16 protein-coding genes and 1 pseudogene are annotated in these 16860 nt (G+C 65.9%); 11 read left to right on the forward strand and 6 right to left on the reverse strand.

Translation table 11 applies throughout. The annotated features are described in order from the left end of the window. Positions 1–39 precede the first annotated feature (39 nt). From hisD to G6N15_RS19135, 9 genes are all read left to right on the forward strand, one after another. Entirely contained in the window at positions 40–1371 is a 1332-nt protein-coding gene (hisD, locus tag G6N15_RS19095) for a histidinol dehydrogenase (RefSeq protein WP_083087551.1), read from the forward strand. Beyond that, positions 1368–2537 (forward strand): histidinol-phosphate transaminase, encoded by a 1170-nt coding sequence (locus tag G6N15_RS19100; protein ID WP_083087550.1) that lies wholly within the window; start codon positions 1368–1370, stop codon positions 2535–2537. The genes hisD and G6N15_RS19100 overlap by 4 nt, the downstream gene beginning before the upstream one ends. Next, positions 2530–3159, forward strand: coding sequence for an imidazoleglycerol-phosphate dehydratase HisB (hisB, locus tag G6N15_RS19105; protein WP_083087549.1), 630 nt, complete (start codon positions 2530–2532; stop codon positions 3157–3159). The genes G6N15_RS19100 and hisB overlap by 8 nt, the downstream gene beginning before the upstream one ends. After that, complete coding sequence (gene hisH / locus G6N15_RS19110; protein WP_083087548.1) at positions 3156–3776, forward strand: imidazole glycerol phosphate synthase subunit HisH; 621 nt, start codon at positions 3156–3158, stop codon at positions 3774–3776. Before hisB ends, hisH begins: the two co-directional genes overlap by 4 nt. Positions 3777–3778: 2 nt before the next feature. Continuing rightward, the gene (priA, locus tag G6N15_RS19115) at positions 3779–4513 is read left to right on the forward strand and encodes a bifunctional 1-(5-phosphoribosyl)-5-((5-phosphoribosylamino)methylideneamino)imidazole-4-carboxamide isomerase/phosphoribosylanthranilate isomerase PriA (protein WP_083087547.1); all 735 of its coding nucleotides are present in this window, start codon (positions 3779–3781) and stop codon (positions 4511–4513) included. Then, positions 4510–5316: an inositol monophosphatase family protein gene (locus tag G6N15_RS19120; protein ID WP_083087546.1), complete on the forward strand. Its 807-nt coding sequence runs from the start codon at positions 4510–4512 to the stop codon at positions 5314–5316. The genes priA and G6N15_RS19120 overlap by 4 nt, the downstream gene beginning before the upstream one ends. A 1-nt stretch (position 5317) precedes the next feature. Next, on the forward strand, positions 5318–6103 hold the full coding sequence (hisF, locus tag G6N15_RS19125; RefSeq protein WP_083087545.1) for an imidazole glycerol phosphate synthase subunit HisF: 786 nt from the start codon (positions 5318–5320) through the stop codon (positions 6101–6103). Beyond that, complete coding sequence (gene hisI / locus G6N15_RS19130) at positions 6100–6447, forward strand: phosphoribosyl-AMP cyclohydrolase (RefSeq protein WP_083087544.1); 348 nt, start codon at positions 6100–6102, stop codon at positions 6445–6447. Before hisF ends, hisI begins: the two co-directional genes overlap by 4 nt. Before the next feature lie 151 nt (positions 6448–6598). Further along, positions 6599–8017: an MFS transporter gene (locus tag G6N15_RS19135; protein ID WP_083087543.1), complete on the forward strand. Its 1419-nt coding sequence runs from the start codon at positions 6599–6601 to the stop codon at positions 8015–8017. Between the two features lie 30 nt (positions 8018–8047). On the opposite strand, the gene fdxA is transcribed toward G6N15_RS19135, so the two are convergent. Together fdxA and G6N15_RS19145 are read right to left on the reverse strand one after the other, a co-directional pair. Next, a complete protein-coding gene (gene fdxA / locus G6N15_RS19140) occupies positions 8048–8371 on the reverse strand; it encodes a ferredoxin (RefSeq protein ID WP_083087542.1) in 324 nt (107 codons plus the stop codon). Between the two features lie 45 nt (positions 8372–8416). Beyond that, entirely contained in the window at positions 8417–9775 is a 1359-nt protein-coding gene (locus G6N15_RS19145) for an FAD-dependent oxidoreductase (RefSeq protein ID WP_083087541.1), read from the reverse strand. 329 nt (positions 9776–10104) lie between these two features. Here G6N15_RS19145 and G6N15_RS19150 point away from each other — a divergent pair. Then, positions 10105–11037: pseudogene (locus tag G6N15_RS19150) on the forward strand (LysR family transcriptional regulator); the annotation flags it as partial. A gap of 79 nt (positions 11038–11116) precedes the next feature. Here G6N15_RS19150 and G6N15_RS19155 read toward each other — a convergent pair. The 4 genes from G6N15_RS19155 to G6N15_RS19170 form a co-directional block, all read right to left on the reverse strand. Then, positions 11117–11833, reverse strand: coding sequence for a sirohydrochlorin chelatase (locus G6N15_RS19155; protein WP_083087539.1), 717 nt, complete (start codon positions 11831–11833; stop codon positions 11117–11119). Continuing rightward, positions 11830–12573: a phosphoadenylyl-sulfate reductase gene (locus tag G6N15_RS19160; protein ID WP_083087538.1), complete on the reverse strand. Its 744-nt coding sequence runs from the start codon at positions 12571–12573 to the stop codon at positions 11830–11832. The genes G6N15_RS19155 and G6N15_RS19160 overlap by 4 nt, the downstream gene beginning before the upstream one ends. Then, on the reverse strand, positions 12570–14237 hold the full coding sequence (locus G6N15_RS19165) for a nitrite/sulfite reductase (protein ID WP_083087537.1): 1668 nt from the start codon (positions 14235–14237) through the stop codon (positions 12570–12572). The genes G6N15_RS19160 and G6N15_RS19165 overlap by 4 nt, the downstream gene beginning before the upstream one ends. Before the next feature lie 547 nt (positions 14238–14784). Then, the gene (locus G6N15_RS19170) at positions 14785–15249 is read right to left on the reverse strand and encodes a peroxiredoxin (RefSeq protein WP_083087536.1); all 465 of its coding nucleotides are present in this window, start codon (positions 15247–15249) and stop codon (positions 14785–14787) included. 51 nt (positions 15250–15300) lie between these two features. Between G6N15_RS19170 and G6N15_RS19175 the strand changes: the two genes are divergently transcribed. Continuing rightward, positions 15301–16842, forward strand: a complete 1542-nt coding sequence (locus tag G6N15_RS19175) for an anthranilate synthase component I (protein ID WP_083087535.1) — start codon at positions 15301–15303, stop codon at positions 16840–16842. Positions 16843–16860: the final 18 nt, after the last annotated feature.

Genomic DNA, 16860 nt, shown 5'->3' on the forward strand with positions numbered 1-16860 from the left:
ACTGTACCGGTCCGATATCCATTTGAACTGCCTGGGACAATGGTCAGCGTGAACGTTATGGCGCGCATCGACCTACGCGGCGCGGAGTTGTCCGCGGCCGCGCTGCGCGCCGTATTGCCGCGCGGTGGCGGCGATGTCGATGCGGTGCTGGCCACGGTGCGCCCGATCGTCGAGGCCGTCGCGTCGCGGGGTGCTGAGGCGGCGCTGCAGTACGCTGAGTCGTTCGATGGGGTGCGGCCAGCGGCCGTGCGGGTGCCGATCGCCGAGCTCGACGCGGCGCTGGCCGGCCTGGATCGCGACGTGCGTGACGCGCTGCAAGTGGCCATCGAGCGGACCCGCGCGGTCCACGCCGACCAGCGTCGCGCCGACGTCATGACCACACTCGGTCCCGGCGCGACGGTCACACAGCGGTGGGTTCCCGTCGAGCGGGTGGGCCTCTATGTGCCCGGCGGCAACGCGGTCTACCCCTCCAGCGTGGTGATGAACGTGGTGCCGGCGCAGGCGGCCGGGGTCGGCTCGCTGGTCATCGCCAGCCCACCGCAAGCCGCCTATAACGGCCTGCCACACCCGACGACCTTGGCCGCTGCCCGGCTGCTGGGCGTCGACGAAGTCTGGGCGGTCGGCGGCGCTCAGGCGGTGGCGCTGCTGGCCTACGGCGGCACCGACACCGACGGCACAGAGCTGGCGCCGGTCGACATGATCACCGGGCCGGGCAACGTCTACGTCACTGCCGCCAAGCGGCTCTGCCGTTCCCGGGTGGGCATCGACGCCGAAGCGGGGCCGACCGAAATCGCCATCCTGGCCGACCACACCGCTGATCCCGCACACGTGGCCGCCGATCTGATCAGCCAGGCCGAGCACGACGTGATGGCCGCCAGCGTGCTGGTCACCCCCAGCGCCGAACTGGCCGACGCCACCGATGCCGAGCTGGCCGGCCAGCTGCAGACCACGGTGCACCGGGAGAGGGTGACGGCTGCGCTGTCCGGTCAGCAGTCGGCGATCATCCTGGTCGACGATCTCGACGCCGGTATCAGCGTCGTGAACACCTACGCCGCCGAGCATCTGGAGATCCAGACCGTCGACGCCGCCAGCGTCGCTGCCCGGATCCGTTCGGCTGGCGCGGTTTTCGTCGGCCGGTACTCGCCGGTGAGCCTGGGCGACTACTGCGCCGGCTCCAACCACGTGTTGCCGACCGCCGGCAGCGCACGGCACTCCAGCGGGCTGTCGGTGCAGACGTTCCTGCGCGGCATCCAGGTCGTCGACTACACCGAGGCCGCGCTCAAAGACGTGTCCGGACACGTGATCACGCTGGCGCAGGCCGAAGACCTGCCCTCGCACGGCGAGGCGATACGGCGGAGGTTCGAGCGATGACCGACCGCCCGACGCTCGACGAACTGCCGCTGCGCGACGACCTGCGCGGCAAAACGCCTTACGGCGCCCCGCAATTGGCTGTTCCGGTGCGGCTGAACACGAATGAAAACCCGCATCCGCCGAGCAAGGCGCTGGTCGAGGACGTCGCGCGCTCGGTGCACGAAGCAGCCGCCGAATTGCACCGGTACCCCGACCGTGACGCGGTCGCGCTGCGGCGCGACCTGGCGGCTTACCTCACCGCGCAGACCGGTACACAGCTTGGAGCCGAAAATGTCTGGGCTGCGAATGGTTCCAACGAGGTTTTGCAACAGCTATTGCAGGCATTCGGGGGGCCGGGCCGCAGCGCGATCGGCTTCGTGCCGTCGTACTCGATGCACCCCATCATCTCCGACGGCACCCACACCGAATGGCTCGAGACGGTACGCGCAGAAGACTTCAGCATCGACGTCGACACCGCCGTCGCCGCCATCACCGAGCGCCAACCCGACATCGTGATGGTGGCGAGCCCCAATAACCCGTCGGGGCAAAGCGTCTCGCTGCCCGATCTGCGGCGGCTGCTCGAGGTGACACCGGGCATCTTGATCCTCGACGAGGCATACGGCGAATTCTCGTCGCAACCCAGCGCGGTCCAGCTGGTGCAGGAATACCCGACCAAGCTCGTCGTCACTCGCACCATGAGCAAGGCATTCGCGTTCGCCGGCGGCCGGCTGGGATACCTGATCGCCACCCCAGCGGTCATCGAGGCAATGTTGTTGGTGCGGCTGCCGTATCACCTGTCCTCGCTCACCCAGGCCGCGGCCCGCGCTGCGCTGCGCCACGCCGACGACACCCTGGCTAGTGTGGCCGCGTTGATCGCCGAGCGCGAGAGAGTGACAGCGGAGTTGACTCGCATGGGATTCCGGGTCATCCGCAGCGACGCGAATTTCGTGTTGTTCGGGCAGTTCGCCGACGCGCCCACCGCCTGGCAGCGCTACCTGGATGCCGGTGTGCTGATCCGCGATGTCGGCATTCCCGGATTTCTGCGCGCCACCATTGGGCTGGCCGGGGAAAACGATGCGTTCCTGGAAGCCAGCGGGCGCATCGCCGCCAGCGAACTGGCCGAAATGCTGGTGGGGATCGCAAGCGCGGCAAAGCCGGGCGCAGCGGGTCGCCACCACGATGACTAGGAGCGTCATGACTACCAATCGCCGTGCGCGCGTGGAACGCACCACCAAAGAGTGCGACATCGTCGTCGAACTGGACCTCGACGGCACCGGACAGGTTGATGTCGACACCGGTATCCCGTTCTACGACCACATGCTGACCGCGCTAGGCAGCCACGCCAGCTTCGATCTGAGCGTGCGCGCCAAAGGGGATGTCGATATCGAGGCACATCACACCATCGAGGACACCGCGATCGTGCTCGGCCAGGCGCTCGGGCAGGCGCTCGGGGACAAGATCGGCATCCGCCGGTTCGGTGACGCCTTCATCCCGATGGACGAGGCGCTGGCCCACGCTGCAGTCGACGTCTCCGGCCGGCCGTACTGCGTGCACACCGGCGAGCCGGATCATCTGCGGCACTTCACGATTGCTGGGAACACGGTGCCGTATCACACGGTCGTCAACCGGCACGTGTTCGAGACGCTGGCGATGAACGCCCGCATCGCGCTGCATGTGCGGGTGTTGTCCGGACGCGACCCGCACCACATCACCGAGGCGCAGTACAAGGCCATCGCTCGTGCATTGCGTCAGGCCGTCGAACCCGATCCGCGGGTATCCGGCGTGCCGTCGACCAAAGGCGCCTTGTGACAGCGAAATCCGTCGTGGTCCTTGACTACGGCTCGGGTAACCTGCGGTCGGCGCAGCGCGCGCTACAGCGGGTCGGCGCTTCAGTCGAGGTGACAGCCGACCTGGATGCTGCCGCGTCCGCCGCCGGTCTGGTAGTGCCCGGCGTCGGCGCGTTCGCGGCCTGCATGGACGGGCTTCGGAAGGTCAACGGCGACAAGGCGATCAGGGAGCGGCTTGTCGCCGGGCGCCCGGTGCTGGGAATCTGTGTCGGTATGCAGATTTTGTTCGCGCGCGGTATCGAGTTCGGTGTCGAATCGCAGGGCTGCGGGCAGTGGCCGGGTGCGGTGACCCGGCTCGACGCCCCGGTGATCCCGCACATGGGCTGGAACGTCGTAGCCGCCGCGCCGGGCAGCGCGCTGTTCAAAGGGCTGGACGCTGATGCGCGGTTCTATTTCGTGCACTCCTACGCCGCACAGCGCTGGGAGGGCGCAGCCGACGCGTTGCTGACCTGGGCCACCTATCACATACCGTTCCTGGCCGCCGTCGAGGACGGTCCGTTGGCCGCCACCCAGTTCCACCCCGAAAAGAGCGGTGACGCCGGCGCGGTTCTGCTGAGCAACTGGGTCGAGGGGCTGTAGAGATGTCGTTGATTCTCTTGCCCGCCGTCGACGTGGTGGACGGGCGGGCAGTGCGGTTGGTGCAGGGCCGCGCCGGCAGCGAAACTGAGTACGGCTCGGCGGTCGACGCGGCGCTGGGCTGGCAGCGCGACGGCGCCGAGTGGATCCATCTGGTCGACCTGGACGCGGCTTTCGGCCGCGGGTCCAACCGCGAACTGCTGGCCGAGGTCGTGGGCAAACTCGACGTGCACGTCGAACTGTCCGGCGGCATCCGCGACGACGACTCGCTGGCCGCAGCACTGGCGACCGGGTGCGCTCGGGTCAACCTGGGCACGGCTGCGCTGGAAAATCCGGGCTGGTGCGCTGAGGTGATCGCCGAGCACGGCGAGCGGGTGGCCGTCGGCCTGGATGTGCAGATCGTCGAGGGCCGGCATCGGCTGCGCGGCCGCGGCTGGGAGACCGACGGTGGCGATCTGTGGGAAGTATTGGAACGCCTTGTCGCCGAGGGCTGTTCACGCTTCGTTGTCACCGATGTCAGCAAGGACGGCACGCTCACAGGTCCCAATCTCGATCTGCTTCGAGCCGTCGCCGAACGCACCTTCGCCCCGGTGATCGCATCCGGTGGGGTGTCCAGCTTGGACGACTTACGCGCCATCGCCACCCTGACGAGCAGCGGTGTCGAGGGCGCCATCGTCGGAAAGGCCCTCTACGCCGGCCGATTCAGTTTGCCGCAAGCGCTGGCGGCGGTGCGGGAATGATCAAGGACTTAGACGCGCTCGTGGCCGAAGCGTCCGCGATCCTGGAGGCCGCCACCGAGCAGTTCGTCGCCGGCCACCGCGCCGACTCGGCGGTCAGCAAACGGGGCAACGACTTCGCCACCAAAGTCGACCTGGCCATCGAGCGCCAGGTCGTCGACGCGCTGGTCAAGGCCACCGGAATCGAGGTGCACGGTGAGGAGTTCGGCGGCGCGGACGTCGACTCGCGCTGGGTGTGGGTGCTCGACCCTGTCGACGGGACGTTCAACTATGCCGCGGGCTCACCGATGTCGGCGATCCTGTTGGGACTTTTGCACAATGGTGATCCCGTCGCCGGCCTCACCTGGGTGCCGTTCACGAGTCAGCGCTACACCGCCGTGGTCGGCGGGCCGCTGGTCAAAAACGGTGTGCCGCAGCCACCGCTGGCCACCACAAAGCTGGCGGACTCGATCATCGGCATAGGAACTTTCAACGCCGACTCGCGGGGACGGTTCCCGGGACGCTATCGGCTCGCCGTGCTGGAAAACTTGAGCCGGGTGTCGTCGCGGCTGCGTATGCACGGCGCCACCGGGATCGACCTCGCCTACGTTGCGGACGGAATTCTCGGCGGCGCAATCAGTTTCGGCGACCATGTGTGGGACCATGCGGCCGGGGTGGCGCTGGTGCGTGCAGCCGGGGGCATCGTCACCAACCTGGCCGGCGACCCGTGGACCCCCGAGGCGCGGTCGGCTCTGGCGGCTGCGCCAGGCGTCCACGCCGAAATGCTGGAGATACTGCGCCGCACCGGCGGGCCGGAAGCCTACTGAGATGTCTGCGGGTAACGGCCTTGCGGTGCGGGTGATCCCCTGCCTGGACGTCGACGACGGGCGGGTGGTCAAAGGAGTCAACTTCGAAAATCTCCGGGACGCAGGTGATCCCGTCGAACTCGCCGCGGTATACGACGCCGAGGGCGCCGACGAGCTGACCTTCCTGGACGTCACCGCGTCCTCGGCTGGACGGGCCACCATGCTCGAGGTGGTGCGCCGCACCGCCGAGCAGGTGTTCATTCCGCTCACCGTCGGCGGCGGCGTGCGCACGGTGGCCGACGTCGACGCGCTGCTGCGCGCCGGGGCCGACAAGGTGTCGATCAACACCGCCGCGATCGCGCGGCCCGACCTGCTGGCCGAGATGGCCCGGCAATTCGGGTCGCAGTGCATCGTGTTGTCCGTCGACGCGCGCACCGTGCCGGTCGGGTCGCCCCCGACACCGTCGGGCTGGGAAGTCACCACGCACGGAGGGCGGCGTGGAACGGGCATTGACGTCGTCGAATGGGCAGCCCGCGGCGCCGAGCTAGGGGTGGGGGAGATTCTGCTGAATTCCATGGACGCCGATGGCACCCGAGCCGGTTTCGACCTGGCCATGCTGCGGGCGGTGCGCGCCGCAGTCACGGTGCCGGTGATCGCCAGTGGCGGTGCCGGCGCGCTGGAGCATTTCGCGCCCGCCGTGCACGCGGGTGCCGATGCGGTGTTGGCGGCCAGCGTGTTTCACTTCCGGCAGCTGACCATCGGTGAGGTGAAAGCCGCGATGGCCGCCGAAGGGATCACGGTGCGATGACACTCGATCCCGATATCGCTGCGCGTCTGAAGCGCAACGCCGACGGCCTGTTCACCGCCGTGGTGCAGGAGCGCGGCAGCGGCGACGTGCTGATGGTCGCCTGGATGGACGACGCAGCACTGGCCCGCACCCTGGAAACCCGTGAGGCGACGTACTTTTCGCGCTCGCGCGGCGAGCAGTGGGTGAAGGGCGAAACGTCCGGGCACACCCAGCACGTGCATTCCGTGCGGCTCGACTGCGACGGCGACGCAGTGCTGCTGGTCGTTGACCAAGTCGGCGGCGCCTGCCACACCGGAAATCACAGCTGCTTTGAGACCGACGTCCTGTTCGAGTCAGAGGACTAGGCGTTCTGGTTGGCCACTACGGCCCCATCCACCCTGAAATTGCTTGCTAACTCTCTAGCAACTCACTGCGAGTTCACAGCCAACGGTGCCAGCCCCATGGCAGATTTCCCGGTTACCGTAGTCGCGCGAGATTGTCACTTGGGGAGGCGGTATGGGGCGTGCGCGCCGAATCTCGGACTGGAACCCCGAGGATGTTGTCGCTTGGGAGACCGGCAACAAGAAAATCGCGCGGCGCAACCTGCTCTGCATGGTGGCGGCCGACCACGTTGCCTTCTCGATCTGGGCCCTCTGGTCGGTGATGGTGCTGTTCATGCCCGAATCGGTGTACGGCTTCTCCGCGGCGGACAAATTGCTGCTCGGCGCCACCGCCACTCTGACGGGGGCATGTCTGCGCATCCCCTATACGTTGGGTATTGCGAAATTCGGTGGACGTAACTGGACGACGTTTGCGGCGCTGGTGCTGCTGATCCCCACCGTCGGAACTATCGCGCTGCTGGCCATCCCCGGCCTGCCGTTGTGGACTTATGTGCTGTGCGCGGCACTGACGGGATGCGGCGGCGCCAACTACGCCGCGTCACTGGCCAACGTCAACGCCTTCTACCCGCAGCGGCTCAAGGGCTGGGCGCTGGGGCTGAGCGCCGGCCTGGGCAACCTCGGGTTGGCGGTCGTCCAGATAGTGGGGCTGATGGCACTCGCGGTCGTCGGCAACCGGCAGCCGTACTGGGTGTGCGCGGTCTATCTGGTGCTGCTGGCGGTCGTCGCGATCGCGGCGGCATTGTTCATGGATAACCTGGAGCATGGCATCGAGGTGGCCACCCTGCGGTCGGTAATGTTCGAGCCCGACACTTGGGTGCTCGCTCTGCTCTACGTCGGCACCTTCGGCACTTTCATCGGATTCTCGTTCGCGTTCGGCCAGGTGCTGCAAATCAACTTCATCGCTAGCGGGCAAAGTGCCGCTGAGGCGTCCTTGCATGCCGCCGAGTACGCCTTTATCGGGCCGCTGCTGGGCTCGCTGGCCCGCATCTACGGCGGCAGGCTCGCCGACCGCTTCAGTGGCGGCCGGGTCACCCTGGCCGTGTTTGCGGGCATGATCGTGGCAACCGGGGCGCTGGCGTGCATCAGCACCCACGACGACCACACTCCCGGCTGCACGACTACCGCCACCATCGTGGGCTATGTCGTCTGCCTCATCACCTTGTTCATCTTGGCCGGGCTCGGCAAAGGGGCAGTGTTCAAGTTGATCCCGGCGGTCATCGAAGCGCGCAGCTACACGCAGGATTTCAGCGAACCTGACCGTCGACACTGGTCACGCAACATGTCGGGAGCGCTGATCGGATTCGCCGCCGCGGCTGGCGCGTTCGGCGGCGTCGGCGTCAACCTAGCGCTGCGGCAGTCCTATCAGAGCACCGGCGCTGACACAGCGGCGTTCTGGGTCTTCTTGGCGTTATACGTCGCCGCCGCGCTGGTCACATGGTCGATGTATGTGCGCCGGCCCTTCGCCGCCTGGTCGCCCGAGGTGCCTGCGCCGACCGTGTCGGCATCGTCGCGCGTCGACGCGGAATTTGTTTGATCTGCGTAGCGGAGCATAGTGACCTCTGGGTCACAGACCTGCTTTGCTCTCCAAGGTTTTGACCGCAACCGGGTCGTTGTCGGTGGCTCCGATTTTCGACGAGCCACCAGGGGAGCCCAGTTCTGCGAAGAAGTCGGCGTTGATCTGGCTGTACCCGCGCCACTGCTCGGGCAAGTCGTCTTCGTAGTAGATGGACTCGACCGGGCACACCGGCTCGCAGGCGCCGCAGTCGACGCACTCGTCTGGATGGATGTAGAGCATCCGCGTTCCCTCGTAGATGCAATCGACCGGGCATTCCTCGATGCATGCCTTGTCTTTAATGTCGACACAGGGTTCGGCAATCACGTAAGTCACGAATGTCTCCTTCCTCGATACCGTTCAAAAGATCACCGCGAGCAATCAGCCAAGTCCGATCCGCAGCAGCTCGGTCAGGCTGGAGAGTTTGACGCGGGGGCGTCCCTGTGGCTCGCCCGCTTCGCGTTCGAAGCGGTCGATAGCCTGCCAGTTCGCCGCGCTGACGAGTTTCGGCTGGCGCGACGCCAGCCAGTCGGCGAGCGTGTCGGCATAGTCGGCGCCGAAATCGACGAGGTTAGCCTCAGCCAGATCGGCGAGCAGGATATCGACCGTCTCCTGTGAGTCTTTCTTGTTGGTTCCAATCACCCCGGTCGGCCCGCGTTTGATCCAGCCGACGACGTACTCGTTGCGGCTGCCCGCCACCCGGCCATTGGTGTTGGGGATGGTTCCGCTGTGGTCGTCAAACGGCAGCCCGGGGGTCGGCACGCCGCGATAGCCCACCGAGCGCACCACCAGCTGAACCGGCAGCTGCTCGCGGGCCCCGGTGTCTTTGGCCACCATCTGTCCGTTGTCGTCGCTCACCAACTCGTTACGGCCGAGCACGATGTGTTCGACTTTCCCGTCGCCTTTTATTTCGATCGGCGACGTCAGGAAACGCAACACAATGCGGCGGTGTCCGGGCCGCAGAGCGCGTGCGGCGTACTCGCGCAGCACCTTGATGTTCTGTCTGGCGGTCTTGCCCGCCGCTGCGGCGTCGTCGTCGCTGATGCCCTCCAGCTGCGCCGGGTCGACCACCACATCGACTCCTTCTAGGTCACCAAGCTCACGCAACTCCAAGGTGGTGAACACCGTCTGCAGTGGTCCGCGCCGACCGATGATCACCACTTCCTCGACACCGCAGGGCCGCAGTGACTGCAACGCGTGATCGGCGATGTCGGTGCGTGCCAGTGCATCAGGGTCGGTCACCAGCATGCGGGCGACATCGAGGGCGACATTGCCGTTGCCTACAACAACGGCCCGCCCGTTCGACAGATCAGGGGCTAACTGCGCAGAGTACGGGTGCGCGTTGTACCAGCCGACGAAATCGACCGCCGAGATGCTGCCCGGCAGGTCTTCACCGGGTATCTTTAGCGGCCGGTCCGATTGTGCCCCGACGGCATAGATAACGGCGTGGTAGCGCTCGGCGAGTTCGGCAGCCTGGATGTGCTGGCCTACGGCTATATTGCCGAAGAAGCGAAAGCGAGGGTCTTCAGCGGTCTTTTCGAATTGGCTGCTGACCGATTTGATCTTGGGGTGATCCGGCGCGACGCCGGAGCGCACCAGACCCCATGGCGTGGGCAGCATCTCGAGCATGTCGACAGCGACGTCGAATTCGGGGGAGGTGTCGGCGGCTTTCAGCAGCGACGCCGCCGCAAAGAACCCCGACGGGCCTGAGCCGACGATCGCTACTCGGTACGGGCGCATACTCAAGACCTCCTGCGGCCGTGGACACATTGCCGCTCTGGCCGGGATGCGCGGCGACTGTACCGGCCGCCACCTCGCTGCCGGTGCCTGGTTGGTTGGAGGTGTCATGCCTGCAATGGTTCTCGTTACAAGGTGCCGCCAGTAGAGGTTTCGTTGTTGTGGAGCCACAAGACCTTGTTGTGACCGTTATCTCCCGATGTGTCTCGGTAGCTGCGGAAGCCATAGGAATATGCTGCCTGTCGGCTGTGAGAACGACCCGGCCCTGGGTGGGGCGGTGTATACAGGAGTCCAGAAAACACACACAAGGCTTGTTTGTGACGTGATCCAGCATGGCGCTCAGTTCCCGCATGCCCGAACTTGCTTCATTCGAAATCTTGTTGGCAATCGCGAAGACAGGCAGTCTCGGTGGTGCTGCCCGCGAGTTGGGATTGACCCAACAGGCCGTGTCGGCACGGCTGGCATCGATGGAGGCCCAGATCGGGGTCGGGTTGGCTGTCCGGACGACACGCGGCTCGACACTTACCCCTGCCGGGGTTCTCGTCGCTGAGTGGGCGGCTCGCTTGGTTGAAGTCGCCCGCGAAGTCGACGCCGGCTTAGGCTCGTTGCGCGCCAAAAGCCGCCAACGAATCAAGGTGGTGGCCAGCCAGACGATCGCCGAACAAATTATGCCGCACTGGCTAGTCTCTTTGCAGGCCGCCGCCACGCGAGGTGGCAGCACCGCCCCTGAAGTGATCCTGACCGCCACCAACAGCGAAAATGCGATCGCCTTGGTTCGGGACGGCACTGCCGATCTTGGGTTCGTCGAGAACCCCTTCCCGCCAAGGGGATTAGGCAGCTGTGTGGTGGCACATGACGAACTGGTGGTCGTCGTGCCGCCGGGTCACAAATGGGCTCGACGATCGCGAGTGGTGAGCGCCGCCGAACTCGCGCAAACTCCCCTGGTTACACGCGAACCCCGCTCAGGCATACGCGATTCACTGACGGTGGCCCTGCGCCGGGCGCTGGGCGACGACATGCGGCAAGCGCCCCCGGTACTCGAATTGACGTCCGCTGCCGCTATGCGCGCCGCGGTGCTTGCCGGCGCCGGGCCGGCCGCTATGAGCCGGCTGGCAGTGGCCGACGACCTGGCGGTCGGTCGGCTATGCGCCATCACCGTCCCTGAGTTGAGCCTGCGGCGCCAGCTTCGAGCCATCTGGGTCGGTGGGCGCACTCCGCCGGCCGGCGCAATACGAGAGCTGCTCAGCCACATTAGGACCCGCACGCCGACGGCTCGCAAAGCCGGACATCAGACACGGATTGGCGATCCCGCCCGTTTTGGTGATGCACAATCGTAGTACTGGCTCAGGCCGCGGCTTGGTCAGCCGTCGCGTACTCGAAGCGATCCAGCACAGTCTCGGCGACCAGCCGGTGTGCGCCCAGTGGCCGCGCCATCGCGATTCCGGCATGACGCGCATAGGTCCACACCCGGTCGGTCACTCGTCCCGGCGCCAAGAACCACGGTGCGATAACGAGCTGGCGGGCGCCGCGGCGACGCAATTGGTCGGCGCTCGCGGCCACCGACGGCTCAGGTCCGGTCGCGAATGCCGTCGCGGCAGCAGCCCACTGTGTCCCGGCTGCGAGCTTGGCTGCCACCGTTGCGGTGCGCGCGTTCACCGCAATATCCGAGGAGCCGATCGCGACCACCAGCACGCCCAGCGTGCCGTCGTGTGCGGAGACGCCCAACTCGCCGAGCCGCTGGCGCAAGACAGCGACCAGTCGATCGTCCTCACCGAGCACGTCGGCCTGTCGCACACCATGCTCACCGGCACGAGCGATCTGCTTCGGGATATCGATGCGAGCATGGTAGGCCCTGGCCAGCAGCAACGGAGATATCACCGCCTGGCGGGTATCGCCCAACCCGGCGAGCACGTCGACCAGGCTCGGTGAATTCTGTTCCAAGAACGCGATCCTCACTTCGAGGTCTCGGCGCATGCGGGCAATCTGGGTGGCCACGGCCCGTACATTGGCCGCTGATCTGGGATCCTTGCTGCCGTGCGCAGTCAACACGAGCGTCCTCATGGGGCATGCAATCCGCATTCGGTCTTCGCGTGCCCTTGCCAGCGCCCGCTGCGTGGGTCAGCGCCCTCTGTTGGTTTGGCTGTGCAGGGTGCGCACCCGATCGACGGATAGCCTTCGTAAACAAGCGGATTGACCAACACATGGTTCTCGGCAATGTAGTCGTCCACGTCCTGGTCGGTCCACGTGGCCAGCGGGTTGACTTTCACCAGGCGGAAGTGCTCGTCGAAGCTGATCAGCGGGGCGTTGGCGCGGGTGGGCGACTCGGCTCGACGTAGCCCGGTCACCCACGCGGAATAGCCACGGAGCGCTTTGGCCAGCGGGACGACCTTGCGCAGCCGACAGCACTCGTTCGGATTGCGGGCGAAAAGATCCCTTCCCAGGAGGGCGTCCTGCTCGGCCACCGTGTGCTCGGGAGTGATATTCAGCATGTGGACGTCATAGACGGATTCGACCGCGTCGCGGGTGCCGATGGTTTCTGCGAAGTGGTAGCCGGTGTCCAGAAATATCACCGGTACTCCCGGGCGCACCTTCGACGCCAACGACACCAGCACGGCGTCCTGCATATTGGAGGCCACGACCCACTTACATGTAGCCCACCCGCGAGGTCCCCCCACACCGCCGAAATGCTCATCGGTCCAGCGCAATAGGTCGGTGGCGCTGGCGCCGTCGAGTTCGGCTGCGCCGCGTGCAGCCAGCTCGCGTAGCTCCGTCTCAGTCAAATCCTTCGCCCCCCGGTTCATCGCAGTTCTGCTTCATCGGCTCGCATCGTCCACTGCGCGAACCGTTCGCCCTGATTCCGGTGTTTGACAAAATTGCGCACCACTCGGTCGATGTAATCACCGAGCTCATTGCTAAACACTTTGTGCTGACGAAGTTTTCGGCCGAATCCGCTGTCTGAGCCCAGGCCGCCGCCCAGGTGTACCTGGAAGGCCTCCTCCGATCCGCCGTGGCCGTCGTCGACCATCTGGCCTTTGAACCCGATGTCGGCCACCTGGATCCGGGCGCACGAATTGGGGCAGCCGTTGATGTGGACTGTGATCGGCACATCAAGCTGGGCGTTGATGTCGTCGAGGCGGCGCTCCAGTTCGGGCACCAGCGTCTGGGCGCGCACCCGTGTTTCGGCGAAGGACAGCTTGCAGAACTCGATACCGGTGCATGCCATCAGGTTCTTTCGCCAGTGCGAGGGCCGCGACGGCAAGCCGAGGGCATCCAGACCCGCCACCATTTCGTCCAGGCGGTCGTCGGGTACGTCCAAAACGACCAGCTTCTGATACGGAGTGAACCGCGCCCGGTCCGATCCGGCCCGCTGCATCAGGTCGGCCACCGCGCACAAGATGGTGCCCGACACCCGTCCGGCGATCGGGGCGACGCCAACAGCGTTGAGCCCGTTCTTCAATCGCTGCACCCCGACATGGTCGATGGGGTGCATGACCGGCCCAGGAGCCGGGCCGTCAATGAGCTTGCGGCCGAGATATTCCTCCTCCAGAACCTGACGAAATTTTTCAATACCCCAGTCCTTGACGAGGAACTTGAGCCTCGCCTTCGAGCGCAGCCGGCGGTAGCCATAGTCGCGGAACACCTGGGTGACCGCCTCCCAGACATCCGGCACCTCCTGTAGCGGCACCCACACACCGACCCGCTGGGCCAGCATCGGATTGGTGGACAGGCCACCGCCGACCCACAGATCCATCCCTGGGCCGTGGTCGGGATGGTTGACGCCGATGAACGCGACGTCGTGGGTCTCATGGGAGACGTCCTGAAGACCCGATATCGCGGTCTTGTACTTTCGGGGCAGGTTCGCGTATTCGGGATTGTTGATAAAGCGCCGAAGAATCTCATCGATCGCCGGTGAGGGGTCGAGCACCTCGTCGGGCGAGTCGCCGGCAAGCGGGGAGCCGTGGATGCCGCGGGGGCAGTCACCGCAGGCTTCCGTGGTCTGTAGGCCGACGGCGGCGAGCCGCCGCCAGATCTCGGGGACATCCTCGATTTGAATCCAGTGGAATTGCACGTTCTCCCGATCACCGATATCGGCGGTGTCGCGGGCGAACTCCGTAGAGATTTGACCCAGCGTGCGCAGGGTGGCCGCCGACATCGGCTTGCCGTCGGAGCGCACTCGCATCATGAAGTAGCGGGCCTCGATGGTGTCGATGTTCTCGTCGCCGGTCCAGGTGCCGTCGTAACCCTGCTCACGCTGGGTGTAAAGACCCATCCAGCGGAAGCGACCACGCAGATCCGTTTTGTCGATGCTGTCGAAGCCATGCTTGGCATAGATGTTTTCGATGCGCGCTCGTACGTTGAGCGGCGCGTCATCCCGTTTGAGCCGCTCGGTGTCATTGAGCGGCTCGCGCTCACCGAGTGCCCATTGACCTTCGCTGCGGGTCTTGGTCGGACGTGGTGTGCTCATGGGTGGTCCTCCTCAACAACATCGACGACCTGCACGACGCACATCACCGGCGATTGCCTCCCGGCGGCACAGACCCGGCGGACATACACCAAGCTTTGGGTAGCCTTACGAAATCGAGTTGTTGGTCAGCCAGTGGTGCGCCGGTCGATGACGGCGCTCGATTTGGGTCGACGGGCATGACTCCGATAGTTCACTGCCCATGAGGCTGTCAGTAGAGGTCGCCATGTTGTGGCGTCACAACGTTTGGTTGTGTGCCGCGAAGCACCCGCCTTGCAACGCTGAAGCGCTCTTAACGGGTCGGAGTCTCCAATCTGTTGGCCGCAGCCACCGCCGCACGGGCCGATGCGGCACGGCTCACCGCCGGCTCGATGTGTTGCCCCGCTGACGTGGACGTGGTGGCGACGCCTGCTGGTTTGCGTAGGGGCGCAGGAAGTGTTCACCGACAACCGCGGCCACCGCGACCAACCCAATGGCAGCGATCGTTGGGATCAGTGTGGCTGGCATGTGACGGCGGTGCGCTCGCCGCTTTGACGGACTAAAAGCGACGTCAACCTGGAGTTCGTCCGCGCAGTGTGGCCAACGCCTTGTCGGCATGCGAGTTGAAATTGAACTCGCTGCCGATCACGTCGAGCACCGTGCGGTCGGTGTCGATGACGAAGGTGGTGCGCTTGACCGGCATCAGCTTCCCGAGCAGTCCGCGTTTGACCCCGAACTGGGAAGCCACCTTTCCGTCGGCGTCGGACAGCAGCGGGTAGTCGAAGCTGTGGTCGCCGGCGAATTTAGCTTGTTTGTCCACCGGGTCGGTGCTGATTCCGACCCGCAGCGCCCCGACGGCGGCGAACTCACTGCCCACGTCGCGGAAGTGGCAGGCCTCCCGCGTGCAACCCGGTGTTCCCGCGGCGGGGTAGAAGAACAGCACCACCGGCCCGTCGGCGAGCAGGGTGCTCAGCGAGCGGGGCTTGCCGTCCTGATCGGGCAGCTCGAAGTCTGGTGCGGTGTCACCGGTTTTCATGGCGGTCAACGCTACGCCGGCGCCACCCGATATGTCTGGGAAGATAGCTGCGTGCACGCCAACCTCGCCGCCGCCACCACCTCCCGGGAGGTTTTCCGGGCGCTGGCTGCCGAGCATCGGGTAGTTCCGGTGACGCGCAAGGTCCTCGCCGACACGGAGACCCCGCTATCGGCCTACCGCAAGCTGGCCGCCAACCGGCCCGGCACCTTTTTGCTGGAGTCCGCGGAATACGGGCGCTCGTGGTCACGGTGGTCGTTCGTCGGTGCCGGGGCGCCGTCGGCGTTGACCGTGCGTGACGGCGAAGCGGTCTGGCTGGGCGCGGTGCCGCAGGACGCGCCAACTGGTGGCGACCCGCTGCAGGCGTTGCGCGCCACGCTGGATCTGTTAGCTACCGCGGCACTGCCAGGGCTGCCGCCGCTGTCGGGCGGCATGGTCGGCTTCTTCGCCTACGACCTGGTGCGCCGCCTGGAACGGCTGCCCGAACTGGCGGTCGACGACCTCAAATTGCCCGACTTGATGCTGCTGCTGGCCACCGATATCGCGGCCGTCGACCACCACGAGGGCACCATCACGCTGATCGCCAACGCGGTGAACTGGAACGGCACTGACGAGCGGGTCGATGAAGCCTACGACGACGCCGTCGCGCGACTGGACGTGATGACCGCCGCGCTGGGCCAGCCGTTGCCGTCGACGGTGGCCACCTTCAGCAGGCCCGAGCCCAAGCAGCGCGCGCAGCGAACCGTCGAGGAATACTGCGCGATCGTCGAACGACTGGTCCACGAGATCGAAGCCGGCGAAGCGTTCCAGGTGGTGCCGTCGCAGCGTTTCGAGATGGACACCGATGTCGCGCCCATCGATGTGTACCGGATACTTCGGGCATCCAACCCCAGCCCCTACATGTATCTGCTGCATGTGCCGAACGGTGTTGGGGGAACGGACTTTTCGATAGTCGGCTCCAGCCCCGAAGCGCTGGTTACTGTGCACGATCAGTGGGCGACGACACATCCGATTGCCGGAACCCGTTGGCGCGGGCAGACCGAGGAGGAGGACCTGCTCCTGGAAAAGGAGTTGCTCTCCGACGACAAAGAACGCGCCGAACACTTGATGCTCGTGGACCTGGGACGCAACGACCTCGGCCGCGTCTGCGTCCCGGGGACGGTCCGCGTCGAGGACTACAGCCACATCGAGCGCTACAGCCACGTCATGCACCTGGTGTCGACGGTGACCGGCATGCTGGCAGAAGGCTGTACCGCGCTGGACGCGGTGCTCGCCTGTTTTCCGGCCGGCACGCTGTCCGGCGCACCGAAGGTGCGAGCGATGGAGCTGATCGAAGAGGTGGAAAAGACCCGCCGCGGCCTCTACGGCGGCGTCGTCGGCTACCTGGACTTCGCAGGCAACGCCGATTTCGCGATCGCCATCCGCACCGCTCTGATGCGCAACGGCACCGCTTACGTGCAGGCCGGAGGCGGCGTGGTGGCCGACTCCAACGGTGCCTACGAGCACACCGAAGCGACTAACAAGGCGCGGGCGGTTCTCAACGCCATCGCCGCCGCCCAGACCCTCACCGAACCTGACACCGGCGGCAATGGCTAAGCCTGAGCGGCGCGGCCG

This window comes from Mycobacterium noviomagense (genome assembly GCF_010731635.1).
In the GTDB taxonomy this organism is placed as follows: Bacteria; Actinomycetota; Actinomycetes; order Mycobacteriales; family Mycobacteriaceae; genus Mycobacterium; species Mycobacterium noviomagense.

What these genes read in the sequence shown, in the direction of transcription:
- hisB (WP_083087549.1), top strand. Translation starts at nt 2,530, where the DNA reads ATGACTAGGAGCGTCATGACTACCAATCGCCGTGCGCGCGTGGAACGC.
- hisD (WP_083087551.1), top strand. Translation starts at nt 40, where the DNA reads ATGGTCAGCGTGAACGTTATGGCGCGCATCGACCTACGCGGCGCGGAG.
- G6N15_RS19120 (WP_083087546.1), top strand. Translation starts at nt 4,510, where the DNA reads ATGATCAAGGACTTAGACGCGCTCGTGGCCGAAGCGTCCGCGATCCTG.
- hisI (WP_083087544.1), top strand. Translation starts at nt 6,100, where the DNA reads ATGACACTCGATCCCGATATCGCTGCGCGTCTGAAGCGCAACGCCGAC.
- G6N15_RS19135 (WP_083087543.1), top strand. Translation starts at nt 6,599, where the DNA reads ATGGGGCGTGCGCGCCGAATCTCGGACTGGAACCCCGAGGATGTTGTC.
- G6N15_RS19100 (WP_083087550.1), top strand. Translation starts at nt 1,368, where the DNA reads ATGACCGACCGCCCGACGCTCGACGAACTGCCGCTGCGCGACGACCTG.
- G6N15_RS19155 (WP_083087539.1), bottom strand. Translation starts at nt 11,833, where the DNA reads ATGAGGACGCTCGTGTTGACTGCGCACGGCAGCAAGGATCCCAGATCA.
- G6N15_RS19170 (WP_083087536.1), bottom strand. Translation starts at nt 15,249, where the DNA reads ATGAAAACCGGTGACACCGCACCAGACTTCGAGCTGCCCGATCAGGAC.
- G6N15_RS19160 (WP_083087538.1), bottom strand. Translation starts at nt 12,573, where the DNA reads ATGAACCGGGGGGCGAAGGATTTGACTGAGACGGAGCTACGCGAGCTG.
- hisF (WP_083087545.1), top strand. Translation starts at nt 5,318, where the DNA reads ATGTCTGCGGGTAACGGCCTTGCGGTGCGGGTGATCCCCTGCCTGGAC.
- priA (WP_083087547.1), top strand. Translation starts at nt 3,779, where the DNA reads ATGTCGTTGATTCTCTTGCCCGCCGTCGACGTGGTGGACGGGCGGGCA.
- G6N15_RS19165 (WP_083087537.1), bottom strand. Translation starts at nt 14,237, where the DNA reads ATGAGCACACCACGTCCGACCAAGACCCGCAGCGAAGGTCAATGGGCA.
- G6N15_RS19145 (WP_083087541.1), bottom strand. Translation starts at nt 9,775, where the DNA reads ATGCGCCCGTACCGAGTAGCGATCGTCGGCTCAGGCCCGTCGGGGTTC.